Origin of the sequence: Fimbriimonas ginsengisoli Gsoil 348, assembly GCF_000724625.1 — a bacterium.
Lineage (GTDB): Bacteria > Armatimonadota > Fimbriimonadia > Fimbriimonadales > Fimbriimonadaceae > Fimbriimonas > Fimbriimonas ginsengisoli.
This window is the reverse complement of the sequence record NZ_CP007139.1, coordinates 947,998-974,678: the sequence shown is the minus strand read 5'-3', so window position 1 is coordinate 974,678 and position 26,681 is coordinate 947,998. Positions and strand designations below refer to the sequence as shown.

Annotated in this window: 23 protein-coding genes; 16 read left to right on the top strand and 7 right to left on the bottom strand. The window is 60.6% G+C overall.

Going from position 1 to position 26,681, the window contains the following annotated elements; translation table 11 throughout:
- Positions 1 to 7: 7 nt before the first annotated feature.
- From OP10G_RS04480 to OP10G_RS04470, 3 genes are all read left to right on the top strand, one after another.
- Positions 8 to 1,354 (top strand): family 1 glycosylhydrolase, encoded by a 1,347-nt coding sequence (locus OP10G_RS04480; RefSeq protein ID WP_227625060.1) that lies wholly within the window; start codon positions 8 to 10, stop codon positions 1,352 to 1,354.
- Between the two features lie 7 nt (positions 1,355 to 1,361).
- Positions 1,362 to 2,468, top strand: coding sequence for a family 1 glycosylhydrolase (locus tag OP10G_RS04475; protein WP_025227083.1), 1,107 nt, complete (start codon positions 1,362 to 1,364; stop codon positions 2,466 to 2,468).
- Positions 2,469 to 2,543: 75 nt separating this feature from the next.
- Positions 2,544 to 3,197: a hypothetical protein gene (locus tag OP10G_RS04470; protein ID WP_025227084.1), complete on the top strand. Its 654-nt coding sequence runs from the start codon at positions 2,544 to 2,546 to the stop codon at positions 3,195 to 3,197.
- Positions 3,198 to 3,216: 19 nt separating this feature from the next.
- Here OP10G_RS04470 and OP10G_RS04465 read toward each other — a convergent pair whose 3' ends face one another.
- Positions 3,217 to 4,848 (bottom strand): R3H domain-containing nucleic acid-binding protein, encoded by a 1,632-nt coding sequence (locus OP10G_RS04465; RefSeq protein ID WP_025227085.1) that lies wholly within the window; start codon positions 4,846 to 4,848, stop codon positions 3,217 to 3,219.
- A gap of 167 nt (positions 4,849 to 5,015) precedes the next feature.
- Entirely contained in the window at positions 5,016 to 6,191 is a 1,176-nt protein-coding gene (locus OP10G_RS04460) for a S1C family serine protease (RefSeq protein ID WP_025227086.1), read from the bottom strand.
- Between the two features lie 189 nt (positions 6,192 to 6,380).
- Between OP10G_RS04460 and OP10G_RS04455 the strand changes: the two genes are divergently transcribed.
- Positions 6,381 to 6,842: a hypothetical protein gene (locus OP10G_RS04455; RefSeq protein ID WP_025227087.1), complete on the top strand. Its 462-nt coding sequence runs from the start codon at positions 6,381 to 6,383 to the stop codon at positions 6,840 to 6,842.
- 120 nt (positions 6,843 to 6,962) lie between these two features.
- Positions 6,963 to 9,110 carry a S53 family peptidase gene (locus OP10G_RS04450; RefSeq protein ID WP_025227088.1) on the top strand — a complete coding sequence of 716 codons (2,148 nt, stop codon included), beginning with the start codon at positions 6,963 to 6,965 and terminating at the stop codon, positions 9,108 to 9,110.
- Positions 9,111 to 9,465: 355 nt separating this feature from the next.
- Here OP10G_RS04450 and OP10G_RS04445 read toward each other — a convergent pair whose 3' ends face one another.
- The gene (locus OP10G_RS04445; RefSeq protein WP_025227089.1) at positions 9,466 to 11,436 is read right to left on the bottom strand and encodes a hypothetical protein; all 1,971 of its coding nucleotides are present in this window, start codon (positions 11,434 to 11,436) and stop codon (positions 9,466 to 9,468) included.
- Positions 11,437 to 12,075: 639 nt separating this feature from the next.
- Here OP10G_RS04445 and OP10G_RS04435 point away from each other — a divergent pair.
- The 8 genes from OP10G_RS04435 to OP10G_RS04400 all read left to right on the top strand — a co-directional run bounded on the left by OP10G_RS04435 (position 12,076) and on the right by OP10G_RS04400 (position 20,238).
- Positions 12,076 to 12,498 carry a hypothetical protein gene (locus OP10G_RS04435; protein ID WP_025227091.1) on the top strand — a complete coding sequence of 141 codons (423 nt, stop codon included), beginning with the start codon at positions 12,076 to 12,078 and terminating at the stop codon, positions 12,496 to 12,498.
- Positions 12,499 to 12,550: 52 nt separating this feature from the next.
- Entirely contained in the window at positions 12,551 to 12,964 is a 414-nt protein-coding gene (locus tag OP10G_RS04430; protein ID WP_025227092.1) for a hypothetical protein, read from the top strand.
- A 375-nt stretch (positions 12,965 to 13,339) separates the two neighbouring features.
- Entirely contained in the window at positions 13,340 to 13,687 is a 348-nt protein-coding gene (locus tag OP10G_RS04425) for a hypothetical protein (RefSeq protein ID WP_144240993.1), read from the top strand.
- A 98-nt stretch (positions 13,688 to 13,785) separates the two neighbouring features.
- Positions 13,786 to 14,322 carry a hypothetical protein gene (locus OP10G_RS04420; RefSeq protein ID WP_025227094.1) on the top strand — a complete coding sequence of 179 codons (537 nt, stop codon included), beginning with the start codon at positions 13,786 to 13,788 and terminating at the stop codon, positions 14,320 to 14,322.
- Between the two features lie 349 nt (positions 14,323 to 14,671).
- Positions 14,672 to 15,775: a peptide chain release factor 2 gene (gene prfB / locus OP10G_RS04415; RefSeq protein WP_084178811.1), complete on the top strand. Its 1,104-nt coding sequence runs from the start codon at positions 14,672 to 14,674 to the stop codon at positions 15,773 to 15,775.
- Between the two features lie 397 nt (positions 15,776 to 16,172).
- Positions 16,173 to 17,771, top strand: coding sequence for a DUF1573 domain-containing protein (locus tag OP10G_RS04410; RefSeq protein ID WP_025227096.1), 1,599 nt, complete (start codon positions 16,173 to 16,175; stop codon positions 17,769 to 17,771).
- Positions 17,768 to 19,060 (top strand): cytochrome c family protein, encoded by a 1,293-nt coding sequence (locus OP10G_RS04405; RefSeq protein WP_025227097.1) that lies wholly within the window; start codon positions 17,768 to 17,770, stop codon positions 19,058 to 19,060. The genes OP10G_RS04410 and OP10G_RS04405 overlap by 4 nt, the downstream gene beginning before the upstream one ends.
- Positions 19,061 to 19,296: 236 nt before the next feature.
- Positions 19,297 to 20,238 (top strand): DnaA ATPase domain-containing protein, encoded by a 942-nt coding sequence (locus OP10G_RS04400; RefSeq protein ID WP_025227098.1) that lies wholly within the window; start codon positions 19,297 to 19,299, stop codon positions 20,236 to 20,238.
- A gap of 5 nt (positions 20,239 to 20,243) precedes the next feature.
- On the opposite strand, the gene OP10G_RS04395 is transcribed toward OP10G_RS04400, so the two are convergent.
- Positions 20,244 to 21,617: an MBL fold metallo-hydrolase gene (locus tag OP10G_RS04395; RefSeq protein ID WP_025227099.1), complete on the bottom strand. Its 1,374-nt coding sequence runs from the start codon at positions 21,615 to 21,617 to the stop codon at positions 20,244 to 20,246.
- A gap of 251 nt (positions 21,618 to 21,868) precedes the next feature.
- On the opposite strand from OP10G_RS04395, the gene OP10G_RS04390 reads away from it, so the two are divergent.
- The 3 genes from OP10G_RS04390 (at position 21,869) to OP10G_RS04380 (ending at position 24,270) form a co-directional block, all read left to right on the top strand.
- Positions 21,869 to 22,111: a hypothetical protein gene (locus OP10G_RS04390; RefSeq protein ID WP_025227100.1), complete on the top strand. Its 243-nt coding sequence runs from the start codon at positions 21,869 to 21,871 to the stop codon at positions 22,109 to 22,111.
- Positions 22,098 to 22,529: a PIN domain-containing protein gene (locus OP10G_RS04385; RefSeq protein ID WP_025227101.1), complete on the top strand. Its 432-nt coding sequence runs from the start codon at positions 22,098 to 22,100 to the stop codon at positions 22,527 to 22,529. Before OP10G_RS04390 ends, OP10G_RS04385 begins: the two co-directional genes overlap by 14 nt.
- Positions 22,530 to 22,599: 70 nt before the next feature.
- Positions 22,600 to 24,270, top strand: a complete 1,671-nt coding sequence (locus OP10G_RS04380) for an AAA family ATPase (protein ID WP_025227102.1) — start codon at positions 22,600 to 22,602, stop codon at positions 24,268 to 24,270.
- 126 nt (positions 24,271 to 24,396) lie between these two features.
- Here OP10G_RS04380 and OP10G_RS27700 read toward each other — a convergent pair whose 3' ends face one another.
- The 3 genes from OP10G_RS27700 to OP10G_RS27790 are packed head-to-tail and all read right to left on the bottom strand — an operon-like array spanning position 24,397 to position 26,676.
- Positions 24,397 to 25,932 (bottom strand): PIG-L family deacetylase, encoded by a 1,536-nt coding sequence (locus OP10G_RS27700; protein ID WP_025227103.1) that lies wholly within the window; start codon positions 25,930 to 25,932, stop codon positions 24,397 to 24,399.
- Positions 25,929 to 26,375: a D-glycero-beta-D-manno-heptose 1-phosphate adenylyltransferase gene (rfaE2, locus tag OP10G_RS04370; RefSeq protein ID WP_227625059.1), complete on the bottom strand. Its 447-nt coding sequence runs from the start codon at positions 26,373 to 26,375 to the stop codon at positions 25,929 to 25,931. The genes OP10G_RS27700 and rfaE2 overlap by 4 nt, the downstream gene beginning before the upstream one ends.
- Positions 26,362 to 26,676: an aspartyl protease family protein gene (locus tag OP10G_RS27790; protein WP_227625121.1), complete on the bottom strand. Its 315-nt coding sequence runs from the start codon at positions 26,674 to 26,676 to the stop codon at positions 26,362 to 26,364. The genes rfaE2 and OP10G_RS27790 overlap by 14 nt, the downstream gene beginning before the upstream one ends.
- Positions 26,677 to 26,681: the final 5 nt, after the last annotated feature.

The window sequence follows — 26,681 nt, the reverse complement described above, 5'->3', positions numbered from 1 at the left end:
GTCGAACTTGCAGCGCGTCTCACTGGAGGCGCCACAGGGAGGGGGAACGATGGACGGAGGACCGACGCGGGCGCCTAAGCGCTCGCAACTCGACGATTTGCTCCAGCCGACCGCATTTCTGTGGGCAACCGGCATCGAGGACACCTTCGTGTTCAATCCCCATGCGGTTACGGGACGCATTCTCGACGAGTACGAGCTAACGAAACACTACGAGCGGTGGCGCGAAGATTTGGACCTCATGGGCTCGCTCGGAGTCCCCGCCGCGCGCTACGGTATTCCTTGGTACAAGCTCTCTCCCGATCGGGGAAAGTGGGATTGGTCGTTCGCGGATGCGGCGCTGGAGCGAATGCTGGATCTCGGCATCGACCCGATCGTCGACCTGATCCACTACGGAGCGCCCAAGTGGTTGGAAGGCGCCTTTCTCCACCCGGATTTTCCTCAGTACATGGAGGAGTACGCAGTGGCAGTGGCCGAACGATATAAGGGGCGCATCCGCTGGTACACCCCGCTGAACGAGCCGCGTATCACCGCTCACTACTGCGGCCGGATCGGATGGTGGCCGCCGAACCGCTTTGGGTGGCGTGGGTTTTCCGAGGTGATGATGTCCTGCGCGAAAGGAATCGTTCTCGCCGACCGAGCGATCCACGCCGTCGACCCTGAGAACGTGGTCCTGCACGTCGACGCCACCGAGACCTACGATACCGGTGATCCGACGATGGAGCCGCAGGTCGAGTTTCGTCGAGACCTAATTTACTTGGCGACCGATCTCGTGACCGGACGGGTGGAACCGGGACATCGCCTGTTCGACTGGCTTAGGAAGAACGGCATCCGCGAGAGTCAGCTCGAATGGCTTTCCCAGCATTCGATCGAGCCCGACGTCCTGGGCGTGAACCTCTATCCGATGTTCTCTAGGCGGGAAGTTTTCCGAGGCCCCAACCTCACTCGATTCAAGGCCAGGTACGGAGACCGGACCCTGGTGAAGCGGATCTGCGAGGGTTTCTGGGAGAGGTACCGGCGACCGGTGATGATCTCCGAAACCGCCTCCCAAGGGACGATCCAGCGCCGCTCGAAATGGCTGGCGGAATCGCTGGAAGGGGTGCGGGAGCTTCGGCAGGCCGGAGTCCCCGTCGTGGGCTACACGTGGTGGCCGATGTTTTCGCTCGTGACCTGGGCGTACCGCCAGAAGATGGGTCCGCTGAGCAACTACGTGGTACCGATGGGTTTGTGGGACCTTCGCGGCGACGATCTGGAGAGGGTCGAAAGCTGCGTGGTCCAGGAGTATCGTCGGGCGATCGCCGCTGGGCATCGCTCGGTCGGCGAACTGAGACGGGAGGTGCCGATTGGCGTTTCGTAGCTTCTTTATGGCCGGATTCGAATGTGCGACCGGCTGGAATCGCGACCATCACTGGATCGACCAGGTCGAGGCGACGGAGCATGACCGGAGAGTGGACGAAGATTACGCCGCCGCTGCCGCCCTGGGACTCCAGACGGTCCGGGAGGGGGTTCGCTGGCCGGTGGTTGATCGGGGCCGCCGCCTCGATTACTCGACTCTGGATGTCATGGTCGACGCCGCAAACCGGCATGGAATCGAGCCGATCTGGGATCTCTTCCATTACGGCTATCCGCACGACGAGGACCCGTTTTCCGACCGCTTCGCTGAGCGCTTCGCAAGCTACTGTCAGGCCGTGGCGCGGCGGGTGAAAGCCCGGATGGCGGGACCTCACTGGTTTACGCCGGTCAACGAGCCCTCGTACTTTGCCTGGGCGGCCGGCGACGCCAACCTTTTCGCGCCTCACTGCGCGGGGCGGTCGTATGAGCTGAAAGTTAAGCTGGTCCGGGCTGCCATCCAAGGGATCGACGCGATTCGTGGTGAGATCCCGGATGCGCGGATACTCAACGTTGACCCGATCTGCCGCGTCGTACCTCCCCGAGATCGTCCCGACTTGGCCGATGAGGCGAACGGATTTAACGAACACGTGGTCTTTCAAGCGTTCGACATGCTCGGGGGCCGTCTGCATCCGGAGCTGGGGGGCTCTCCCGCCCACCTGGGGACCATTGGTATCAACTACTACTGGACGAATCAGTGGGTCCATGGCCGTCCCGAGATCACGCTCGCCGAGAGCGACGAGCGGTGTTGGCCGCTCCGCGACCTGATTCGGTGGGTTTGGCATCGATACGGGCACGACGTGGTCGTCTCTGAAACCTCGCATTCGCAGTCGAACAAGGCTTGGTGGACGGCCAGTGTCGCCGAAGAGGCGGCCGCCTGTTTGCGGGAAGGGATTCCGTTGCGCGGGGTTTGCCTTTATCCCGTCCTCGGCATGCCCGAGTGGCACGACCGCACCATGTGGGCCCACATGGGGTTATGGGAGGTTGCGAACGACGGCACTCGAACCCTTCACCAACCCATGGCGGATGCCCTCCGGCGCGCCCAGCGCCGGGTTCGGTCGAGCAAGGCATATATTGGATAGGTAAAAAACTGGCGAAACGAGAAAGGATTCGATAATTCTTAGAACTACAGAAGACCTGTCGTGGAGAATGTAGTTATGCGCCGTTTGATCCTTTCCCTCACCCTGCTTACCATTATCCCCCCTGCTTTCGCCCAGAGTTCGGCTTCCAAGCCCTTGCTGATCACCCTTCCGGAGGGCGCCGAAGTTACCATGGAGGTCGATGCGCGCGACGACGACATCCTGGCCTTTATCAAGCAGGCGCTAGGGGCGTCTTCGAGCACCCCAGCATCGAAGGTGAGCGTGCCGAAGGGTGCGGCCGATCCGCTGAAGAAGCTGGGCCTTAATTTGGAGGACGTCTCGGGAATCCTCCGGAAGATCCATCAGGTCCACGTGATCACCTACCACACTAACGATCAAACGGACGGGATGCGGTTCCAAGAGCCGATCTTCACACGTGCCGGATACCGCCGAATGGTCTTTTCCGCCAGCGAGGACAACAAAATGCTCTTCATGCGTTCACCGGCCGGCGGCCTCGCCATCGTCGTCGTGAATGGTAACGACGTGACCGTGGGCCGCACCGACGGAATGATCGATATGGCTTTAGCAGGCAGGTTCGCGAACGTCGCGTTGACGCAGTTAATGGCGGGCACCGTCGGCAAGTCGCAGGCGACGTATCTCCAGCCAAAGCCGGCGACCGCCGCTAAGCCGGCGAAGAAGCCGAACCAAAGGAAGAAGCCGGCGAAGTCCTAGTGAGCGGACCAGCCGGCATCTAGAGCCTGGTCGGTAGGATTCGGAGCCGCCGGTGCGGATCCTCCCCTACCGACTCGCTCGCCAGTCGCCTCGCCTCTGCCATTTGGTGCTGCATCTTCCGAACCGGGCCCGAAGCCGGACTCAGCTCGTAAGGCTTACCAGACTGGAGCACGAGCTCGATCCCCATTTGGGCCTCTTCCGCCGCCTTGCCATTCTCGTCCGAGACGGCCCCCCCGCCTTGAAGGATGTCGTCGAGCGCGGCCGCGATCTGGCTGAACGTATTCGACTTGACGACCACCGTGTTGACCGGCCGGCCCGCCAGATCCCGAAGCTTCTTGGGCTTCGCTTGGTAGGTCGACCGAATCGCCATCACGGCATCCGCCTGCGAAATGTCGTTCGTTACGTACGCCGGCGCCCTCTTTTCCCGGATCGCCCTCTCCAGCCGGGTCCGCGCGATCCCGTAGGGAAAGATACGAATGAGCTTCGTCTGCTCATCCGTCACCTCCTCAGCGGGGGCTGGACGTTGGGGAGGCGGGGACACGGTAGGAGAGTTGCGGCCCGGCGAACCGTTCGGCACGCTCTCCTTGCCACCATTTCGGGCCAGGGAAGGGAAGCGCTGGTTGAACCCTGGGTCCGTCAGCTCCGCGGTTCGCTCTTCCTGAACCACTTCCACGTCGCCGGCTCCGGTCCGTACACGGATCTCCGGCCGCGGAGGCACTCCGCGTAGGATCATGTCCACCGTCTTCTGGACGTTGTTATGAACGGCCAGCCGGTCGTAGTCGAGCAGTTCGACGACGACGTCGAAAGTGGGCGGAGACTTCCGCTCGAGCACCGTTTTCTGGGTGCCGCGTCGTTGGGCTTCCGCATCGGACAGAGTAACCGCCTGGATGCCGCCGATCAGGTCGGCGAGCGACGGGTTGAGCATCAGGTTTTCCAGCGTCTGGCCGTGGGCGGTACCCACGAGCTGCACCCCCCGCTCGGCGATGGTCCGAGCCGCCTGGGCCTCCGCCTCGTTGCCGATCTCGTCGATGACGATCACTTCCGGCATGTGGTTTTCCACCGCCTCGATCATCACCGCGTGCTGCTCGGATGCGATGCGGACCTGCATCCGGCGCGCCGAGCCGATCCCCGGATGGGGAACGTCGCCGTCGCCGGCGATTTCGTTGGAGGTATCCACGATTACGACCCGCTTGTTCGCCTCGTCGGCGAGCACGCGGGCGATTTCACGGAGCTTGGTCGTCTTACCGACACCGGGACGCCCGAGAAGCAGGATGGACTGCCCGGAGCGGACGATGTCGTCGATAACGTCGATCGTGCCCTCGAGGGCGCGGCCGACGCGGCACGTTAGGCCGATAATTTTGCTATGCCGGTTGCGGATGGCGGAGATTCGATGGAGAGTCCGTTCGATGCCGGCCCGGTTATCCGTTCCGAACTCGCCGAGCCGTTTGGAAACGAACTCGATATCGGATTCGGAGACGATCACTTCCGGCCAACGTTCGACGTGGTCGCGGTAGCGGGCTTCGGCGGGGCGTCCGTAATCGAGGACGACTTCGATGATGGATTCTAAATCTCCGCTTTTCTCCAGCCGCTCGCGGACTACTGCCGGGAGAACGTCGAGGAACTGCGCGAGGCCGTCGATGTGGAGAGACATATTAGGTTTTCTGTTTGCCGAATCTCACGATTCGGCTCCCTCACAATATAAGACGTCATTCCGGATTTCGGCGCTTCAATATGGGCCTTTTGTGTTGCGCGCCAGAGAAACGAAAGAGGCGCAGGCTCCAGAGCCTGCGCCTCTTTCGATTGTTTGTTAACCGATCGTTAGACCGGTCGTTCTGGGCGGATCTCCTGCAGAACGACGGAGGTCGTCTTGGTCTGTCCCTTCGACCAGAACCTGACCTGCACCTTATCGCCCGGCTTCCTTGGGATGAGGATCTTGTTCAGATCGAACGTTCCTTCCACCTTCTGCCCGTCGACGGCCAGGATGACGTCGTACTGGCCGATTCCGGCGGACTGGGCCGATCCGGAGGCGGTCTGCACGATGACGCCGCTCGACGGAGCCTTGTCGCCTCCCGCGAGTTGCAGGAGCTGCTCTCGCGCCTGCGGGTCGGCGAGGGCGCCTTCAAGCCGCGGGTCGAAAGAGATACCGAGGCCCGCGTAGCGAGCGTAGCCGAGCTTGACGATGTCGTTGACGACGGTCTTCACTCGATCGACCGGAATCGCGAATCCGATGCCGACGCTCTGACCGGTGCTGCTGGCGATGGCCGAGTTGATGCCGATGAGCTGGCCTTGCGCGTTGCAGAGGGCGCCTCCCGAGTTACCGGGGTTGATCGCCGCGTCGGTTTGGATCGCGTCGACCATTCCTTGTCCGCCGATCGGCAGATTTCGCTTGAGCGAGCTGACCACGCCGGCCGAAACCGTATTGGAGAAGCCGAGCGGGTTACCGACCGCGAGCACCCACTGGCCGACTTGGACGTCCGGGCTGTTGCCGAGGTCGATCGGCGTCAGGTTGGGAGCGTCGATCTTCAGCACGGCGAGGTCGGAGCGGGCGTCGTGGCCCAGCACCTTAGCGGTGAACGTTCGGTCGTCGTTGAGTCGAACCTTAACCTGGTCGACGACTTCGCCCGACCGCTCGTCGGTGACGACATGGTTGTTGGTCACGATCGTTCCGTTCGCCGACACGATTACGCCGGACCCCTGCCCGGTCTCGGCGATCGTGCCGGTCCGGTCAAAGAAATCTCGCTGCACTTTCTCGTAGCGATCGACGCTGACGACGCTGGGGCTCACCTTTTTGGCGGCAAAGGTGAAATCGAACGGGGTGCCCGGGGCGGTGGTCTCGAAGCCGGTCTTGACGATCGGGGTAGAAGTCGATCGCATGGGGAGCAGGTCCGCTCCTTGAGCCGCTTGATTGCGGCTGAAGAGGTGGTCGACCTGTTGCGCTCCGAGGACGCCCGCGAACACCGCGACGCCGACGAACAAAATACTAGAGGTCTTCATTTTTTCTCAGTTCCTAACCGTTACTACGCTGGAAAACGCAGGCCAAGTGCCGAGAGTTCCAGGGGTCCCATTGGCCGCTCGCAGCATTGGCACCCCGCCGATGAACCTCGATGCGATGCCCGCTAAGCTGTCCTTCACGCCCAACGCCTAGCGCCCCAACGCCCAACGCCAACCCGCTATCATATCCCCGTGCCATTCGAACCCCTGGATACGGATGAGAAATTGGAGCGTCCCGCGACGCGGGTTCGGGATATGGACGACCAGATGCTCTTTGGCTGTTCCGGCTTTCTTGTCGCTTCGCTAGGCGGCTATGCTCTCTCGGTTTGGCCGTTTTTCGTCTTTCCGGATACCCAGCGGCTGAGCGTTCTGGCGATCTCCTTGGGGGTGGGGCTTATTCCGGCGGCGATTCTAACTGTCTTCGCCTCGATCAAGTTTGGGATGGCCGGGGCCTGTGGCGGAGTCGGCGGGGCGATCGCGACCGCGATGTTTCTCTACCTTCGGTTGAACCAGATTTTCCTCGCCTGGATGGCGCGGCGGATACCGGAGCCGGAGTATCCGGCGTCGATGCAGGGGCTGATCCCGATCGCATGGATCCTGGCCGTGTTGCTCATCGGCATGGCGGCTACTCCTCGAGAGACGTCGCCCGATTAGCTCTGCGGCCAGTAAGCGATATCTAGCCTGGTTGCGGCGTACCGGAAAGGTGTTGGCGCGTTCGCGCAATCGTATATCTCTTTTCGGCCGTTGGGCTGACCAGACCTCCGTGAATCGACGATGCACACCAGATCTGACTCCCTCCAATCCTTTCTCCTTCGCCCCAAGTTTCTCTTGGCCGGCGTCCTTGGCTTGGCGGCCGTTCCGGCCGCGTTTGGCCAGGTACAGCCGCAGTACAGGCTTGTTCCACTTCCGCTGGAGGTCCCCTCGGTTATCCAGAGATCTCAGCTCAAGGGACATATCGACCCGAACCAGGTTCTTCACCTCTCCATCAGCTTGCCACCCGCCAATCCGACCGGCCTGCAAGCGCTGGCGGATAGCGTTAGCGATCCGAAGAGCCCGAACTACCGGCACTTTGTGACCCCCGCCGAGATCGGCCAGCGGTTCGGTCAGCCGGCGACCCGCATCCAAGCGCTTAGCGATTACCTCAAGAGCCAGGGATTTACGATCACGCTGGTAGGGGCAAACCGCTTGAGCATCCTTGCCGACGCGACCGCCGCCAAGGTAGAGAAGGCGTTCGACACGACGATCAATAACTACCACGCGCTCAACGCGAACGAGCCGGGGCGGATCGACTATTACTCGTACGCGGAGCCGCTGAAGCTGCCGAGCACGATCGCCCCTTACATCGTTGACGTGGGAGGAGCGGAGAACTTTACGAAGCCTCATCCGCGCGCCCTTACGGCGACCCAGACCCGTGTCCTGTACAACTCGGCTCCGATCTATAACAACGGGATGCGCGGCTTGGGGCGCAACGTCGCGATTTCGAGCTGGGACGGCTTCCGGCTTTCCAACGTGCCGCTTTACTACTCGGCATTCAATCTCCCGACTCCGGCGGGCGGGGTTGGATCGAACATCCGCGTCGTCCCGATCTCGGGCGGCTCGGGGGCAGGCTCGCCAAACGGCGAAGGGGACCTCGACATTCAGATGGTCCTCGGAATGGCGCCCCTCTCTACCTTCACGATTTACGACGGAGGCGGGGATCTGATCAGCGTTCTGACCAAGGAAGCGAACGACGACAGCGCCGACATTATCAGCGAGAGCTATGGCTGGAAACTCGATTCGAGCCAAGCGGCCGCCGCGCACAACCTACACGTGGCGATGACGGCGCAGGGGATCACCTATATGGCGGCCACCGGCGACTTTGGCACCGATCTCGAGCCGTTCTCATATCCGAACTATGAGCCGGAAGTTCTCCAGGTCGGCGGAACGATTGCGAGCATCGACTCGAACGGCAAGCGGACCAACGAGGTTGGATGGTCGGGCAGCGGCGGCGGTTGGAGCACCAACTCGGCTTCGTTCAACAAGCTTCCGTCTTGGCAGAAGGGAACCGGCGTTCCCACGAGCATCAACTTCCGTTTGAACCCGGACATTTCGTTCAATGCCGCGGGGAATAACACGGGCGCTTACCAGTTCGTCTTCGAGGGTCAGATGAATTCCGACTTCTCCGGAACGAGCTTTGCTTCGCCGATGTTCGCAGGCCTGTTGGCGACGGCTCAGGAGAAGATGATCGCCACTGGGGCGCTCCCGGCTGGGCCTAACGGCAAGCACCGGCTTGGCCGAATGCAAGATGCGATCTACGCTCAGAACGGCCGGAGCGGCGTTTGGTTCGACGTAAAGAGCGGCTCGAACGGAACGCTGCCGAACGGCGCAACCAGCTCGGCGACCACCGGGTGGGATTTTGTGACCGGATTCGGTGTGATGGACGTCGACGCTTGGGTCGCCTCGCAAAAGGTGACGGTCCCTACGACCGACTCTCCGGTCTCCGCTTCGGTTTACAGCAACCAAGGCCAGGCGCCTTCCGGCGGCCCCGCCCAGTTGACGAAGACCGACGGAGCCTACTTCTCCGTAAACTCGGTTCCGCAGAGCGGTCTGGGCGCCATTGCGGCGGCCCAAATCGGCTTCCACACGTCGGTTCCGGCGTCGAATTTGATCGCTCTGCAGCTCAAGGTCGTATCCAACACACCGAGGGCGGCTACGAACTACATCTACCTTTACAACCAGATGAGCCGGGCATGGGAGGTAGTCAACGCGGCGCCCGGCAGCGGAGCTAACTCGACGGTCTCGTTCGTCGTGAAGAACTTCCAAAACTACGTGAGCAGCACCGGGCAGGTGCTCATGATCGACCGGGCCGTCCTCCCGGATAAGACCTCGGGCGCGGCGTTCCAGCTTAAGCTAGACGAAGCGACCTTGATCGAGACGTCATAGTCCGTCGGCAATGCCCCCCTCGGACGTCGTCCGAGGGGGGCATTTTCGTAGCATCGGCTCCCAGCCGATGACCCGCGCTACCGTTTCGTTAAGCTCTCCATGGCCATTCACAAATTAGGTTGCATTTACGTTGCCTGATTTCACCCGTAACCCGTGGCTTTAGCCGCGGTTCAAGGTTCTACCGGGGATAAATCCCCGGGCTACGGGGTGACTTGGTTTGTCAATCTATTTGATTGAAGACAATAATCCCCGGGCTACGGGTGGGTGAAGATAGCTACCCAGCGAGCGAAGAGACCACGCAAAGGCGGGGTGGGATCGACCGATCCCACCCCGCCTTTGCTTGCGATCTCCGGGTCTACGGAGTGCTCGGCAGGCCGGCAAGGAGGAGTTGGTCCGCCTTCACCGTGTAGACCGAAGGCTGAACTCCGCCCGATAGCGGCATGACCGTTCGGAAGAGCACCTTGACCTGGCCGCCGACCTTCACGTACTTCGCCGAAGTCTTGGTGTCCGCCAAGGTAATTTCGGTGTTCTGATTCCCCGGTCGGGCGATGATCAGGTCGTACTTGCCGGTTGCCCAGTTCCAAACATAGACCTGTTGTGTCGCCGCCGAGGGGGCGTTGGTCGATGGGCGAAGCGTCAACAGATCCACCGCGCCGGAAACGAGCGTCGTGTTGTAGGTCACTTCGGTGGCTGTGATCTGCCCAACCCCGTTAATCGGGACGGACTTGTTGTCCAGCGTGATTCCGTCGATCTGACTAAGCACGGCAGCCGTCCCAGAGACAATGCGCCCGGTAACCGCAGTCGCGTTGGCCGCTCCAAAAGTAACCATCGACGCCGGATCGGAGATCTTCCAACTCGCTGCGACCGTGGTCCAAAGACCGCCTGATGCGGCGAGTTCTCCGAATCCCCAGAACGTATTGTCGTCGCTGGGATCGAGGGCGAGGCCGAAGTAGTCTCCCCAGCGATTAGCCGGTTGAGGGCCGGAATTTGCCGGGCTGTTGGCAATGAGGACCGGCTGTCCCATCGTGCCGAGCGGGTCACTCTTCTTCCGAGCGGAGTAAACCACCTGCGCTTCTAAGGTCGGGCTGCACCGGGTGTAAATCAGGGAAATCGCTCCAAGCTTGTTCGCTTGGATCGCCGGCATGTGGTAGTCCACTCCTGCTCCGATGACGTTTCCGGACTGACGAACGGCAGGCAAGGTTCCACTCTTCGGCCATCCCTTGAGGTCGAACTCGTACCATCGAAGTCCGAGGGTCGAGCGGTCCGGCGACATGATGTTGTGGGCGGTGTAAAGGAAGCCGCCTCGATAGCTCGAGGTGAAGTTTCTGGCGTCGCCGAAACCATCCATCGCATGACCGTTCGGACCCATCGCGTTTCGGGTGGGTCTTATGTAAGACGGCACGGTGACATCGGTGCTTTGTACGGTGGGTGTTCCGGCAAAGTTCGAAATGGCGTACAGCTTCATGCTGCTCGTGTTGTTGTTCGACGCCGCATACATCGTGCTCTGCGTGGCATCGAAGTTCCGCGAGACGTTGATTGTCCGACCGGCGTCGTCGGTGAAAACCGTCACCGTGCCGGCGGTTCCATTGAGGAGCGCCTGCTTGCTCGTCGCAAAGATCGCGGTTGTCGTGTTGCCCGCCGAGAACGGAAACATATTTCCGGTCCAGGCAAATCCATCCGTCGTGGTGGCGATCTCCGGGTAGTCCAACCAAATCTTGTTACTGCCCTGGGTGATGACCGAATCAAGCCGGTACTTCTTCCAGCTTCCGGTCGGGTCACTGGTGTTCGAGACGGCGATGAGCTGGTGGCTCTCGCTGTTCGCGAAGCTAACTTCGATGATGTGGACAAAGAAACGGCCCGACGTCTTGTCGTAGAGAGTCTTCGGATCCGAGATGACTTCCCCAGTAACGCCAAGACCGGAGAAGAACTGATCGCCGGTGAGATTGGTTTGGAACAGTTTGCTCCCCGTCTTCTTGTCGTAAACGGCCATTGCCGTGTTTACGACCACGATGAGGTGGTTCGGTCCCACCGAACAGTCGCAGTCGGGTGGCCACCCATCGGTAAACCCGGGGCCCGGAATAAGGATATGGGGCTTATCCCCCCGTTGGTCCGGCAGCATTCCGCCGACTGGCAGGCTATTCGGCAAACCGATTGTTGGGAAGGGGGAGGTCGACTCGTTTTCGGACGTGCGTCCGCGGGTTGACTTCAGCGGGGCGATCTTCGGCACCTGCTTGCTCGCGTCATAAATGACCGGCTTGGGCAGCGCGTAAGACTTGACCGCCTTTAAACCTTGGGTCGACTGCGCAATCGCACCAACGGCGCCCATTGCCACGGCTACGCTAAGCACAAGGCGGGAGATAGTTGAGAATGCCTTCAATTTGATACCTCTGGCTAAAAAAGGCCGAACATGAAGACGCACGGCCGCTTACTACAGATTGTAGTGCAAGCAGGCGCACACGCACAAGGAAATCGCGGAACATTCGGCATCGTTGAGGCGTCAAGGCGGCCTTTCTTAATCGGGCGGCGGACATTCACCCCCCAGCCGGCGCATTGTTGCCTGCGGTAACCGCTGGCGACATGGAACCGGAAGGTTCTTTGTTTCGGTGGATCGATGCGACCGCAGAGGTGAAGAGCCAGTCGGAAGCGACCGTGTGTTGCAGTAAGATGCGACAAGCGGAGCGCAGGACAATGAACGAATATGGCGGACCGACCGGCCCAGGAACAACCCAATCCATGCCACTGCGCTGGGCCGAAATCGCCGATCTCAAAGTCAGTTGATGGACCGGGCAAAACCGGTTACCGAAGCTTTTGATTCGGAGGGCTTGCGACTGACTTGAAGAGCATGAGGTTAGAGCGGGAGGAAACGTTTGCAAGTGTTTTGCGGCTTCTAATTGCGATCCAATCCTGGGTCTAGACTCTCAGGGCGCTACTGGAGTGCGCACAGGCCCCGTGCGCGCAGGGTGAGATGACCACTAAGTCGAAAGATAAACTAAACGCTATTCTGTGGAAGAAGACGATATGGCCGAAAGCCGTGCCTTTCGATGAGATCGTGAAGAAGCTGTGGGTGCTCATAAGTAGGATCGAGGCTGGCTACCCTTTTTCAAGCGATGACTACAATTACCAAGTTGCCTATAGAGAGATGGTGGCGAGCGCCATGACTGAGGCTGACGGGGAAGTCGCGGAGGAAGCCCAGGCAATACTTCAGCCCCTGGACGATCGATTCTTTGCGCTTACAAACCCAGTTGATGACTTGCCTATCGGGTCAGGCCCGTGGGAGGATCGTATCCCCAAAAGATTGATTGGCGAGCTTGCGAATGACATCAGTGAAATGAGGCGAGCACGCGATGATCCCTATTGGCAAGACTATCTGAGGCGGCTCGGGGCTTGAAGGATAGTGCGGCAAGGTCGGATCAGGGAGGCGTAGGAGTTATTGGCTCGAAATGAAGGATGTTTTTCGAGAAATTGTCGAGTCGGAACTTGGCCCCCTTATGTCGCGTCTGGGGATGCACGAGGCCGATGCCAGCTCGAACGGAATTGGAGAGTCTCTCACCTATGAAAGTCGGTCAATGTGGCTGATTATTGCCTATGATAAGCGAGAATGCTATGTCGGCGTCACCGTTCGAAACCTTCGGCCGGGGTTGGCGGAAAGACTGGCGTCTTGGTTTTCATCGTCGGACCCAGATCAACCCGTAGCTATCGAGGACATGATGGTCAGTGATGGCCTTGTTGGTGCAAACGAGTGGGGGCATTCAAGGGCAAATCTTCGCGAAGAGGTTCGATTCTACGCCGATTACATCGAAAAGAATTTGGATCGCATCTTTTCAAAATCGCGAAGTAGATCCGAAGCGGGCTGATTTACACTCGAACTTTTGAACCGAGAAAGGAATGAGGCAATGAACAGGTTTAGCTTGCATCCGGCGCTTGCGGCTCCTTTGGTTCTGGTAGCGTTCGGATTCATTCGGTGCAATAAGGACAGAGACAGAGCTATGGGAACGAGCCAGATAACAACATCCCTTGACACTTGAACGGAGTGTATCCGGGCCCTTGAAGGGTAGCGAAAACCCCACTAAACGCAAGCGAGTAATTAGAGTGACGGTGCATTCTCCCGATCACACGCCCGTCTCTGAGACGTGTGATTACTTCTTGGACGAAGAACCGATGACGACTCCTCCAAAAGGGATCAAGTATTGATGTCGGCATTGCCGAGACCTTGGTCCGGTTGGATTGCGGTGTCTATTCTCACCTCGCTTTTAGCGGTCGGCTTTGTCGAGTGGAGATTGGCTGGGGTCGACGTAGATGGCCCGGTCAAGATGAGCTACCTCATGTACGTGACTCAGTATTTCTGCGGCCACAATAAATGGCCGACCGATTCGGCGGCGATGTGGGCGGATGCCCCTTCGGACAAGCGAGCCTTCTATATCGAGCAAGATCACTTATTGGGGGTAACTAGTCGGTTCGAAGTTCGTGGAGGAGAGATCCGTCTTTATCTCTTCGAACGGGGAGGCAGGCATACGATGAGACGGCTCTCGGCTGCAAAGCAAGACTGCGCCTCGCGCGATTTTCCGGTTGACAAGTAGTGGTAGCGTCGGCGTCCCCGCCGATGATCCTGGTGTACCTTCTGTACTTTAAGTGTCGCGCTTAGCGGCGGCCAAACGCCTCCGACGTAGGGGAACTGATGAACAAGCCGATTGTCGACCTTACATTTGAGACGGAGATTGAGATTTTGGGGATTGGTGTCGAGACTCCGGAATCGTTGGAGGTCGTTGGGAAAGGGTTCGATCCTGACGGCTTTCGGGTCGGACTCGCTTGTTGCGGTGTCTCGGCGGCGGTTTCGCTCCCTTTTGGAAAGTCGGGATATGACCCTAAGATCAGCCTATGTTCGGCTCCTCACCCGCGGATGCTTTGCGCCTGCGTGTTTGGAGCGGCATACCTTTTGAAGTTCACCACTTCTTGGGAGGTGGAGGAACTTGAAACCTTCGCGGTCAGCGACGTCGCGCCGTGCCCAGAAGCCGAAGTCCTGGCGCTCGTGGATTTTGTTCGAGTGACCACGATCAATAAATCCGGCAAGACTTGGACCTCTGAAGACGTTTCGGACGATGTGCTTTCCCTTCTTGGAGTGAACGGGACGTCTATCCGGTTGAACCGGTACTCCGCTCCCGATGGGCGTTGGGAGGAGATTGATTTGGATTTGCGGCCCGGCGCTCTGGTCTGAGGTTTCGGAAGGTTCTTCGACCGCCTACCGGGGTCGGGGAGGGTGGGCGGTCCGTTACCCCGGGTCTGCTGAACCGGGGCTAAGTTCTGAAGAGCCCTCCGGGCTCGGAGAGTTTGGGGAACTTCCTGGCGGTTCGCGATGATTGCCTCCGTTTCCGATTTTGCGGCCGCTCTGGAGAGCGGCGGTCCGGCCGGAACCGCCGCCCCCAACCCCCTTCCTCCTCCCGTTCGCGGTCTGGTTTGGTGGTGAGCGGGGTTACTTTGCCGCGACGGCAAGAGCTCCGGACTGCTAACCGCCACCCGCTAACCGCTAACCCAGGAAGGTATCATCGGACCCATGCTGAACCTAGATCAGCAGGAAGCGCTGTCCAAAGCTCGCGGGAGACTGGACGCTATTAGGGGGCATCTTTGACCTCCCTCGCCTGCAAAACGAAATCGCGGAGCTAGAGAAGCTTTCCGCCGAGCCCAGTTTCTGGGACAACCCCGATTCCGCCAACCGTTCGCTTCAGAAGCTTTCCCGCCTCCGCGGGATCGCAACCCCGTTTCTGGAGCTGGACAAGACCGAACGCGACATCCAGGAGCTGTACGACATGCTTCGCCAGGAGCCCGACGAAGGGACCGAGCGCGAGGCCGATAAGATGGCGATCGACCTGATCGCCAAACTCGACGCGTACGAGCTCCGAACCCTGCTGTCGGGCGAGCACGACGGGCGCAACGCGCTGCTTGAAGTGAACGCCGGCGCCGGCGGGTCGGAGGCGTGCGACTGGGCGGCGATGCTCCAGCGAATGTACGCCCGCTACGCCGAGCAGCACGGCTACAAGATGGAGATCCTGAGCGAGACTCCGGGCGACGTCACCGGGTACCGGTCGGTGCAGATGCTGATCGCAGGAGAGAACGCGTACGGCTTCCTGAAAGCGGAAAGCGGCGTGCACCGCCTCGTCCGAATCTCGCCGTTCGACGCGGCGGCGCGCCGCCACACGTCGTTCGCCAAAGTGGAGGTTCTGCCGGAGATCGAGGAGAACGAGGTATCGATCAACCCCGACGACCTAAAGGTCGAAACCCTACGCGCCGGCGGCGCGGGTGGACAGCACGTTAATAAGACGGAGAGCGCGGTGCGTATCACCCACCTGCCGACCGGGCTGGTGGTGAACTGCCAGAACGAACGGAGCCAGCATAAGAACCGTGCCAGCGCCATGTCGGTCCTCTTGGCGCGCCTCAGCGAGTTGGAAAGGACGCAGTCGCAAGACCGCATCAACGCCCTCAAAGGCGACGGCGGCCCCGCCGCCTGGGGCCGGCAGATTCGTAGCTACGTGATGCAGCCCTACACCATGGTCAAAGACCACCGCACCGGCTACGAAACCGGAAACGTAAGCGGCGTCCTCGACGGCGACATCGACGGCTTCATCGAAGCCTTCCTCAAGAAAGCGCCGCCGGAAGATGCGTTTATTGAGTAAAAGGCGTTGGGCGTTGGGGTGTTGTTAGCGTGGCTTTGCCTGTTTTGATGGGACGAATGGGACTTCGGGGACAGATGAGTCTCATTCGACCTCTCAGTTCACAAGCCACACGCCACAGTCCACATGAGGCGGCCCCAACACCGCAAAACCGTAACACCTCAACACCCTCCCGCTTTCTTGCCCTCCTTATCGCAACACTTCTAACTTCGCGGAATGGCTTGTGGGTTGGCGAGGCATAGTTTTGGGTGGGATCGGTCGCCGAATTTGCTCTCCCCTTGTCGGTGTATCGGTCCTTTTCCATTTGTCAGGCAGTCGAGGCGAGCGATTTCAGGCTTGGTAGACGTCTGAAACAAGAACCTGCCTTCGCGCGTTGGTTCCCAGGTAGGTTTCTACAAAGATGTTCGCACCGCTGTTGATCGTCCTTGCCGCCGCGGCCAAGCCAGGCCCGGCGTTGCCTCCGCTTACTTCCGCCAATTTTCAGGACACCGTCCTCTTGGTCGAGCAGAGCATGGAGCAAGGGAACTTCGCTTTGGCTCAGAAGCAGGCGACGATGTTGCCGAAGCGCCGCTTCACCATCTCGTTCGACGATCGAAAGCTGCCGGCTACGTTACGTCCCACCTATCGAACCCTGCTTGCGCAGGCCGTCCGCGGGTGGCGGGATGTCGAAGCGGTGGTGAAGACGGGTCCGGCGGATTTGCGGATCGCCTTCGAGCCGGCGCTCGCGGTGGACGCGGAGACGGGGGCGTCGGCGAACGTGGTCACCTTCTTCTCGAGCACCCCCGGCGAGCCGAGGGTGGAGGCGGTCATCGGACTGCACCGGGGAAAGCCGGTGCGCGATACGTCGGCCGGCGATTTCTTCAACGATGCCCGCTACGCGATCGGCGCCTACCTCGGATTGGCTAAACTCAGCGCCCCTGGGTTCATCATGGGCAGCTCCACCCGGAGCGATAACCTTCCCGACATCACCAGCCGAGAGACCGTGGCGGCGGCGGCGACCTTGCGGCTTTCCGATCGCTTGCGCGAGGCGATCGCCGCTAAAAAGAAAGTTGGACTCTCCGGCCGTTCCGATGCGTTCATCGACCCGGTTCGGTTCAAAGGCGATGGCGTGCAGGGTGAGAACCTGGAGCTGCCGATCCAAGTTTCGAACCGCGGCAAGGGATTGCTCGCGGTTCAGGCGGCGGGCGATTGCGGATGTCTGGTGCCGGAGAAAACGGATCCGATCGCCCCTGGCGAAAGCACCATCGTGCGAGTAATTCTGAACACTCACGAACTGGCAGGAGAGCTCGAGCGGCATATCACCCTCTTCACCAACGACCCAAACAATCCAATCGTTACGATTCCGGTCCAGGTGAGCGTCGTGTCGCGTTACCGGTTCCTGACCCCGAACGGAAACGCGGTTGCGGTGGACGAAGGGGGGAGCGTTTCCGATCTCTACTTCACCTACCCGGATGGGGAAGGAAACGAGCTGAAGATAACGAACGCCCGGACGATCGGGATCGAAGGCTCTTCGGTGGAGATCGAACCTTGGAGCGGAACACTCCCGGATCCGGAGTTCAAAGAAGGGCCGAAGCTACGCCGCGGCTACCACCTCAAGGTGCATATTCCCGGAAAACTTCCGCCGGGACGGGCGCCGCTGAACATCGCCCTCGTCACCGCGTCGCCCGACTACCCGGTCGTTTACCATTCGATTTTCGTTCAACGAGGGATCGTGGCCCAACCGGAGGAGCTTTTCCTCGGCGAGACGAACCACGAGCGGCGCACGTCGACGGTCGTGCTGACCCGTCCGGGGCGTCCGTTCCAGGTGCTTTCGGCACGCTCCACACTGAGCACGTTCACGGTCAAGGTGCTCCCCGGCGATCATCCGGACGAGGTGAAGCTGCAGATCGCTTACGACGGTAAAGCCCCCGCGGGGCCGATCGAAGGCGAGGTCGTAGTGACGACGAACGATCCGAAGCAATCGGTGGTTCACGTCCCGATCGTCGGCTCCACGCGATGACGATCTTGCCCGTAAGGCTCTGGCCCGCGGCGCTTACCGCGCTCGGGCTCGCCGCCGCCGGGCTGGCGTTCCAAAGCCCGGCCAAGCCGAAGAGTCAAGCCAAGAATCCGGGCTGGACCCTGGTCGTGTCGGGAGATACCGACGGGTACCTCTCCCCTTGCGGCTGCACCTCGCCGATGACGGGCGGAATTCGGCGCCGGGGAACCGCCGTGAGGGACATCGCCCGGCATTCGCGTGTGGTGCTCATTGATACCGGAGAACTCGGAGGCGAACCGGGCCGGCAGGGAGAGATGAAGGCCGAGACAATGGCCCAGTCGCTCACCAATCTGGATGCCGCCGCTATCAACGTCACCGCTAAGGATGCCCGGCTCGGTAAAGGGTCGTTGATGTCGGTGGCGCGCTTGGCCGAGGGGCGGGTCGTGAGTTCCAGCCTACCAAACGGAGCGGTAGAGGGAGTTCGGTCCACCGTGGAGCGGGGACCGTTCGTGATCGCCGGGATTTCCGATGGGATCGGCGAGTCGCTGGCGGCTCCCTCAGTTCCGGATTCGGTTGCCGTCGAATCGCTTTTGAGAACGGCCAAGGAAAAGCGAGGGGCCGCCGTGCTCATGCTCGACGGCAGCCGCGCGGAGGCGGTGGCGATGGCTAAGCGCTACCCGGCGCTCCGGGCGATCGTCTATCACTTGAATGGCTGGCCACCCGACCGGCCGGAGCATGTCGGCAAAGTGTGGCTGCTTACTCCCGGCGAGCGCGGAAAGTCGGTGGTGAGCGTCCGGTTTGACGGGCGGTCTTTCGACGGCTACTCGGTCAAGCGGCTCGGGCCGCAGTTCCTGGACGATGCGACGATCCAGCGGTATTACTCGGCCTACTTACGCCGCGTGGACCGGGCCAACTTGCTGGAGCAGATTCCACGCGTTCCGTCGCCGGCTTTCGCCGGGAGCGCCAGTTGCGCGGCGTGCCACGTGACTGCGTCGCATGTCTGGGAGAAATCGGGGCATTCCCATGCTTTGGCGACGCTCGAAAAGCAGGGGCACGGCCGGGACCCGGACTGTGTCTCTTGCCACGTCACGGGGCTGACCAGCGAGAGGGGGTTTCGGTCCCGAGTCGAGACGCCGAATCTTGCCTTCGTCGGCTGCGAATCATGCCATGGACCGGCGGCGGCGCACGTGGCCGATCCCAAGGGGAATCGGCTCGCGCACCTGGGGCAGGCGGTCTGTACCACATGTCACACGCCAGATCAGAGTCCTGGCTTTAATTTCGTTTCTTACTGGCAGAAGATCTCGCATAAATGACCGTTTATTCGGAACTTGGGTCAAAGGCCAAATTAGAGATTACGCGCGAAAACAGCCGGAAACGAGCGCATTTGGGAGCTGTAACGGTTAGGTTTCGGTGGCGGAGTTCCCTTGACGAACGGGCGGGACCCGTCCACAATCTGGGAGGCGCAAGTCACCATTAAGAGAGTGTGGGAGAGATAACATTCGTGCCGACCGATCAAGGAACCGCAACGTCATCGCCAAGGCTCTCAGACGTGTTATTTGAGCAGAGAGAGCTTTCTTTCTCCTCGCTTGCGGCGCTCCCTTCCAACGTCGAGGCGATCGAAGCCGCGCTTCTGTTTTGCGCGGGTTACAGCCCGTTGGTGGCCGTCGTAGGCCCGAGCGGGTGGGGGAAATCGCACCTTCTTCGCGCCGTCGCGTATCGGCTTTCGTTGGATGGGCAGAAGGAAGTGGAGCCGATCGGGGTTCAGGAATTCTTGGCAAGTCCATCGCGAATTGAATCTGGCCGGGCACTTTTGCTGGACGACGTCCAAGAAGTGATGGGAAAACCGCGCCAGCGGATGGCGTTGCGGATGGCGCTCGAGCGACGCGTCCGGTCCAGTCGTCCGGCGATTCTCGTCTTTACGTCGCCCAAGCCGACCCGGCAATTGAAAACGTTCTTACCTTGCCCTCGCGACTGGACGATCGCGACGATTCACGAGCCGCAGCCGGCGGAAAGAGTTTGCCTACTCAACCAAATGAGCGTGGCGGAAGGGCTGGCGCTATCGCCGCGGCTTGTTAAGATTTTGGCCGATCGGATGCACGGGAACGGGCGTACGCTGGCAGGAGCATTGAAGCGTCTTCGCGCCTCGGGCGTGTCTTGGGTGGACGCGAATGAAACGCTTAGGGCGCTGGGGGTTTTGGACCCGTTCTTCGCGGACAATAGCGCCTGGGACCTCAAGCTGAAGATGCTGAAAATCGCGGAGGCGTCTCGGGCGCAGTTCACCCGGTCGACCCCTCAAGATTTAGCGCTTTACGCGATGCTCCACGTCGCCGGACTGGGAGAGGCGGAGGTGGCGCGGGCGGCGTCCATCAATCCGGGCGAGGCGTACCAGCGGGCGGCGCGGTTCGGGAAACAGGTGGAATCGTGCGAGGTTACGGCCGCCCAGGTCCGCCAGTTCGTCGAGATCGTCGTGGGGTCGCTCGCCAGGGAATAGAGGGGTCAGAGTCTGGCGAGAGCAGGGCCAAGCTCGGTCCAGCCGCCGTCGACGTTTTCCAGGTCCGTCCATCCATTTCGCGCGAGAAGGGAACAGGCGATCGACGATCGGTAACCGGAACCACACACTACGGTAAGGGGGCCGAACGGTACCTCTTCAATCCGCGCGGAGAGCTCCAACAGGGGAATATGGATCGAGCCCTCGATATGGCCTTCCAACCACTCTCCCGACGTGCGTACATCGAGAATCGGACGGCTGACGCCGGCTTGGTACCGGTCGGCGAGGCGCGCGCCGGAGACCTGGGCAAAGGAGAATAGAGGCCGTCCGGAAGCTCGCCAAAGCCGGATGCTTCCGTTAAGCCAACCCGCGATCTTGTCGTAGCCGATCCGCGTGAGGCGCATGACCGCCTCGTCCTGCTTTCCTTCGTCGGTCGCCAGCACGAGGCGAGCATCGCTGGCTACGGCAACGCCGACCCAGGGGGCGAATTTTCCTTCGATGGGAACGTTAATCGATCCCGCGATGTGACCTCGGGCGAAGTTGTCGGAGGAACGGGTGTCGAGCAGGACGGCGCCGGCGGTCACCTCGGCCTCGACTTCATCGGCCGAGAGGGCGCGGGCCACGTTCGTGACCTGGTCGATGGAGGCGGCGCCGCGCCGATTGGTGACGACGTCGTGAGGAAAGTAGGCGGGAATGCTTGGGAGGCCGGATGTGAGCTCGCGAAGAAATCCCGCTTGATCTCCCTCGGCGACCATGCGCAGGCCCCAATTTTCCCGCTTTTGGCGTCCTAGGGTGCTGGTCCGCTCGTCGGAGATCGACTTGCCGCAGGCGGAGCCGGCTCCGTGGGCGGGCCAGACCTCGACCGAGTCGGGCAGGGTCAGGATCTTATCGCGAAGAGATCTGAACATGTCCAAGGCCATCTCATCGCGCGAGTGGCCCCGCCAGCCCGCGAGGTCCGGGCGGCCGACTTCGCCGATGAAGAGGGTATCTCCCGAGAACAGCTTTGCCGGCGCTCCCTCGTCGTAGGCGACGATCGAGATGCTCTCCGGGGTGTGGCCGGGGGTTTCCAATATTTGCAAGGTCAGTCCGCCGACGTGGATCTCGTCGCCATCGCGTACCGGGTTGTGACGATATTCCGCGTTTGCCAGATGGCAGACGTGGATCGTGGCACCGGTTCGTTCGGCGAGCTCGACGTGTCCGGAGACGAAGTCGGCGTGCAGGTGGGTTTCGATGATGTGAGCGATCCGAAGCCCGGCCGCCGCCGCATCCGAAATGTAGTCGTCGACGTCGCGTTGCGGATCGACGACCACGGCCTCACCGCCATCACCGATCATGTAGGAGGCGTGGGCGAGGCAAGCGAGGTAGTAAGGCTGGAAGAACATGGCTGGACCGAACTCTATGCATTGTAACTCTAGGAAGGAGTCCTCCCTTTTACATCTTTTGCCTAACCACCTTATCGAAGCAATCGGCGTTGAGCGGTAAAAGTTCGTCGCCTGCCGGGGACAGCCTGGAGACCGGCGGTCCTTCCGGACCGGACTCCCTCACCCCCTCTCCCTCCTTCGGCACAATCCGAAAGAGGGAGAGGGGGTGAGGGAGGTATAAGAATTGGAAACATTCGTGTACACTATGAGTAGTGCGCACGAAAACATCAAGCCTTAGGAACGTGACTCTGAGCGCGGAGGCGGAACTAATCGATCAGGCTCGGCTGGTCGCGCGGGAGCGGAATACGACGCTTAACGACGCGTTTCGCGAGTGGCTGGAACTGTACGGATCACGCACACCCGCTAAGCCGACGATTCGAGAGTTCCTTGCGGCGGGTGAACCGATCCAGTCGGGGCGGCACTTCTCCCGCGAAGAGGCGAATGAGCGGCGCTGATCCGTTTCTCGACACCAACGTCTTCGTCTACATCCACGACGATAGGGCGCCGGCGAAACAGGATCGCGCCGTGGACCTCGTGCAGACGTGCCTCGACTTGGGGACCGGGTCGACGAGTTATCAGGTGGTGCAGGAGTTTCTCAATGTCGCGACCCGGAAGTTTTCCAAGCCGATGAGCGAGGAACGGGCGGCGGAGTTCATGCGACTCTATCTCATGCCTCTTTGCCGGGTTTTTCTGGATGCGGAGCTCTTCGAGGAAGCGCTGAGGCTTCGGTCTCGGTATGAATTCAGCTTCTATGACGCCCTAGTCGTCTCTTCGGCCGTGCGCGCAGGATGCACGGTCTTACTGACCGAAGATCTTCCGAGCGGGCAAGTCGTCGAAGGGCTTCGGATTGAAAATCCTTTTCGCGGCCTATGATCTTCATCGAGAATTCCGGCCCACTTCCATTCAACGATGGGCTGCGGTTGGCGTAGATTAATGTATGGCAATGGAAGAGAGGTCGCAGTCCCTCGAGCTCGTCGACAAGATCGCTGAACAGGCTCCGAAGGACAACCCCCGCCTCCAGAATTACGTCGCGGCGTTGCGGACCTCCCTGGAGAGCGAATCGAAAAATCGCGAAGAAAACGAAAAGCTGCTGGCCGAGTACGAAGAAGCCTATAACAAGCTCACAGCCCCGGCTAACCGGATCGGCGTGTTCCTGCAATGGCTGGAGCAAGAGGGCGAGCAAACGGAGGCGCTCGCGCTGATCGCACTCGGCGACCAAGAATTTGTCGCGCAAGTCGATCCAAAGGTCGACTCCGATCGGCTTACGACCGGCGCTCGAGTGAAGGTGAACGACGCCTACGCCGTCGTCGGCTTCCTCCCGCCCAGCGGTAACGGCGGGATGATCAAGGTCGGTGAGGCGCTCCCCGACGGCCGCCTTCGCGTCGGCTCCGAAACTCCGGGCTCCGATGGAAGGCTGATCGTCCGCGGCGAGGCGCTGAAAGAAACGAAGATCAACGCCGGCGACGAGGTCCGAGTCGACCCGAGCGGTCGCATCGCGCTGGAGCACTACGAAAAGCAAGAGAGCCGGGACTACTTCCTCGAGCAGATCCCCGAGCTCCCCTGGGAGAAGGTCGGCGGTCAGCAGGAAGCGATCCGGCTTATCCGGGACACCATCGAGCAACCGCTGCTCCATCCAGAGATCTTCGCCAAGTTTGAGCAAAAGCCGATCAAGGGAATCCTGCTTTATGGCCCTCCGGGTTGCGGCAAGACGCTGATCGGCAAGGCGACCGCCTATAACCTCACTCGCGAATACAGTCGACAGACCGGAAAGGAAGTGAAGGAATACTTCATGGCGATCTCCGGCCCCAAGATCCTGAACATGTGGCTCGGAGAGACCGAGCGCATGGTGCGCGAGATATTTAAGACCGCGCGTGAGAAGGCGAAGGAAGGGCGGCTCGTCTTCATCTTCATGGACGAGGCCGAGTCGGTGCTGCGCACCCGTTCGAGCGGACGGTATCTAAACATCTCGAATACCGTCGTTCCCCAGTTCTGCGCCGAGCTCGACGGTCTTCAATCGCTGGAAAACGTCGTTCTGATGCTGACCTCGAACCGGCCCGACTATATCGACCCCGCCGTGCTCCGGCCCGAGCGGATCGATCGGAAGGTAAAGGTTCGGCGACCCGATCGCGACTCATCGCTCCAGATTCTTGGGATCTATCTCCATGACCGAATTCCGATCGACCCCGACGTCCTCCGAAAGTGGAACGGCGAGGTCGACTGTGCCCGAAAGGACCTCATCGAGGGAGTCATCGACCACATCTGGCGTCGAAACCGAGAGACGGAATTCCTGAAGGTGTTCCTGCGAAACGGTTCTTCCGAAACGCTTTACTTTAAAGACCTTGTGTCGGGGGCGCTACTGAAAAGCATCGTCGACCGGGCCAAAGATTCCGCCATCAAGCGGGCGATCGCCGATCCGAAGCGAGAAGCAGGGGTTTCTTTGGAAGATCTGGTGCAGGCGGCCAATCAGGAGTACAAGGAGAACGAGATCTTCCCGCGGGGCGACACCCAGGAAGACTGGTTGCAGCTTCTTGATTACGCTCCGGAGAACGTGGCGTCGGTCAAACCGATAGGCATCAACCGTGGCGAGGAGCTGAGCCGCAAGGCGATCGTGTAGCGTCGGTGCCTCGCCGATGAATCCGCGGGATGGCCGCTCTGGAGAGCGGCGGTCCTTCCGGATTTCTCCACCCCCAACCCCCTCCTCATCGCACAAACATCGACGAGGAGGGGGCTCCGGAATTTCTTAACGGTAGCAGGGGGTTGGGGTTCCGCAGATGGTTTCGTCGAAATGGTCTTCGGCTTGGATGATCTTGGCGTGGCCGTCGGTGAATACGACGGCGGCGCCGGCGGGGTGGAACTTGGCGAAGTGGTCGGTGGATGGATTGAAGTAGCCATCGTTGGTCCCGTTGGAGTAGCCGTAGCCGACCAACTTCGGTCCTCCACAACCCTCTTCGCCAAGAAGCATCGTTGAGGCCGGAAACTCGATCGTTCCCGCCGCCTTTCCAGGGTTCATCCCGTTCCCGGTCCAAGTCGTCAAGTATCCGTTCATAGCGAACGAGTTGGCGGACCGATTGCTGTCTTTGTCGGCCGGGCTCTTATAGATCTCGCTCGTTTTCACATACGGCATCAGTTCGCCGCGCGAAGGGATGAAAGATCCTGCTTCGGCCCCTCCAAAGACAGAATAGTTGATCCAGCCTCCGGCTAAGTTGCTTCCTGGAAGACCGTCCGGCGCCTGGGGAAGCACATCGTCCCAACTCTCTTGGTAGAGCTCAAAGGCCATCCCGAGCTGCCGCGCGTTGCTGATCGTCTTCGCGTCCCCGGCCGCCGCCTTGGCTCGGGCAAACACGGGGAAGAGCAGCGCGGCTAGGATGCCGATGATGGCGATGACCACGAGCAGCTCAATCAGGGTGAAGCCGCGCATGGGAACCGGGTGGGATTGATTCATGGTGCATTGACTCGCAACGTCACTACGAAGACGGGGTGGTCCAAGGATGCAGTTCTTGAAACTTGCCGTTGGCTCCGCAGAATTCTTTCCGCTTTCCGCCATGTGACGCCGCGCCGACCTCATCGCGGAGCGCCATCGACGCCATGTGGGAGAGCGGCGAATCTTTTTCGCGATCCGGGGAGGGTGGTTTGGACGAAGGAAGTTGTGATGGGTTTGGAGCCGCATTCGCTCGGTTTTGGTAAGCGCCATCGGACGGAGGCGAGCTTTCTGCCAAACCTCGTACCACAGTAGCACGCTCCAGATGTTCTGGCTGGGGAATTGCCGGGCGATCATCGTCTTCAGTCGCCTCTCGTCCATTTCCAGCTCCAGCACCTCTTCTCCGCGCGGGTCGCTAAACCGGTTCATCGTCTGGAGGCGGGTGGTGTAGGTGTGGTAGAACGGAATCTCCAAGACCGGCCCAGCGAAGCTGTGGTTAACCAGGAAGTTCGTCGTGTCATGGTCGATGTGACCTTGTTCGAAAGCGCCGCAGCAAACCCGGTCGGGCTTCACGATCTCCATCATTTCTCGAAATTTTGGTAGGAGCGTCGGGATCTCGTTGCATGCGGAGCCATCCGTGGCCTGATAGAAAAAGAGGCGCGACGGTGGCACGCCGAGCAAATGGGCGACGGCGCGGGCTTCCGCTTCTCGGGTGGGGTTGCTGTGCGTCCAACTCATGTAGACCGGATTTCCGTTCCGAACCAGCCTTTGAATCCATGCGCAAATAGAGATTTCATCGTCGGGGTGAGTCATGCAGAAGAGCCACCGCAACGACGGGTCGGTATCGAAAAGCTTCACTCCAGTCCGAGCTCCTGCAGCGCCCTCGTCGTCGAGCGACCCTCGAGAAGCGGCAGGATGACCACCTCGCCGCCATAGGCGAGCACGATCTTCGCCTCCGGCAGTCGCTCGGGCGTGTAATCGCCCCCTTTCACGTGCACCTCCGGTCGGAGATTGGCGACGATCGCCTCGGGAGTGTCTTCTTCGAACTCGACCGCCCCGTCGACGCTACGAAGCGCTTCCAGGACCGCAATGCGGTCCTCGAGGGTGTGCACGGGCCGCCCTGGGCCTTTTGCTAAACGACGCACACTGGCGTCGCTGTTGACGCCGACGATGAGAAGATCGCCGAGCGCCCGCGCCTCGGCAAGATAGCGGACGTGCCCGGCATGCAGGATGTCGAACACCCCGTTTGTAAAGACGAGCCGTTTTCCAGCCCGCCGCCGGTGCGCTTCAGAGAGTGTCACTATCCTCTCCCAACGTCAATATCCCATGCCGCATACGGATGCTTATATGAAGTCCGGCCAGAAAATCCATCCCCAGAAGACCGTCGATTTCTGTAACTCCCGGAAGGTTGTGCACCACCACCGGCAAATTCGTCCTTTGGTGTTCGCCTAACGCGAGTGAAGGTAACAGCGCCATTGGCATCTGCTTTACATCGGTCGCGGAGGTCGTCACCTGAAAGAGCCCCGGTTCAGGTTCGACTCCCACCAGGCTAAGCCGGGATCCGTTGATCATCGTCTTTGCCGCGCCAGTGTCGACGAGGATTGAAC

What these genes read in the sequence shown, in the direction of transcription:
- OP10G_RS04430 (WP_025227092.1), top strand. Translation starts at nt 12,551, where the DNA reads ATGAAGGATGTTTTTCGAGAAATTGTCGAGTCGGAACTTGGCCCCCTT.
- OP10G_RS04420 (WP_025227094.1), top strand. Translation starts at nt 13,786, where the DNA reads ATGAACAAGCCGATTGTCGACCTTACATTTGAGACGGAGATTGAGATT.
- OP10G_RS04395 (WP_025227099.1), bottom strand. Translation starts at nt 21,617, where the DNA reads ATGTTCTTCCAGCCTTACTACCTCGCTTGCCTCGCCCACGCCTCCTAC.
- OP10G_RS04470 (WP_025227084.1), top strand. Translation starts at nt 2,544, where the DNA reads ATGCGCCGTTTGATCCTTTCCCTCACCCTGCTTACCATTATCCCCCCT.
- OP10G_RS04445 (WP_025227089.1), bottom strand. Translation starts at nt 11,436, where the DNA reads ATGGGCGCCGTTGGTGCGATTGCGCAGTCGACCCAAGGTTTAAAGGCG.
- OP10G_RS04410 (WP_025227096.1), top strand. Translation starts at nt 16,173, where the DNA reads ATGTTCGCACCGCTGTTGATCGTCCTTGCCGCCGCGGCCAAGCCAGGC.
- OP10G_RS04435 (WP_025227091.1), top strand. Translation starts at nt 12,076, where the DNA reads ATGACCACTAAGTCGAAAGATAAACTAAACGCTATTCTGTGGAAGAAG.
- OP10G_RS04380 (WP_025227102.1), top strand. Translation starts at nt 22,600, where the DNA reads ATGGAAGAGAGGTCGCAGTCCCTCGAGCTCGTCGACAAGATCGCTGAA.
- OP10G_RS04465 (WP_025227085.1), bottom strand. Translation starts at nt 4,848, where the DNA reads ATGTCTCTCCACATCGACGGCCTCGCGCAGTTCCTCGACGTTCTCCCG.
- OP10G_RS04450 (WP_025227088.1), top strand. Translation starts at nt 6,963, where the DNA reads ATGCACACCAGATCTGACTCCCTCCAATCCTTTCTCCTTCGCCCCAAG.
- OP10G_RS04385 (WP_025227101.1), top strand. Translation starts at nt 22,098, where the DNA reads ATGAGCGGCGCTGATCCGTTTCTCGACACCAACGTCTTCGTCTACATC.
- OP10G_RS04460 (WP_025227086.1), bottom strand. Translation starts at nt 6,191, where the DNA reads ATGAAGACCTCTAGTATTTTGTTCGTCGGCGTCGCGGTGTTCGCGGGC.
- OP10G_RS04405 (WP_025227097.1), top strand. Translation starts at nt 17,768, where the DNA reads ATGACGATCTTGCCCGTAAGGCTCTGGCCCGCGGCGCTTACCGCGCTC.
- OP10G_RS04475 (WP_025227083.1), top strand. Translation starts at nt 1,362, where the DNA reads ATGGCCGGATTCGAATGTGCGACCGGCTGGAATCGCGACCATCACTGG.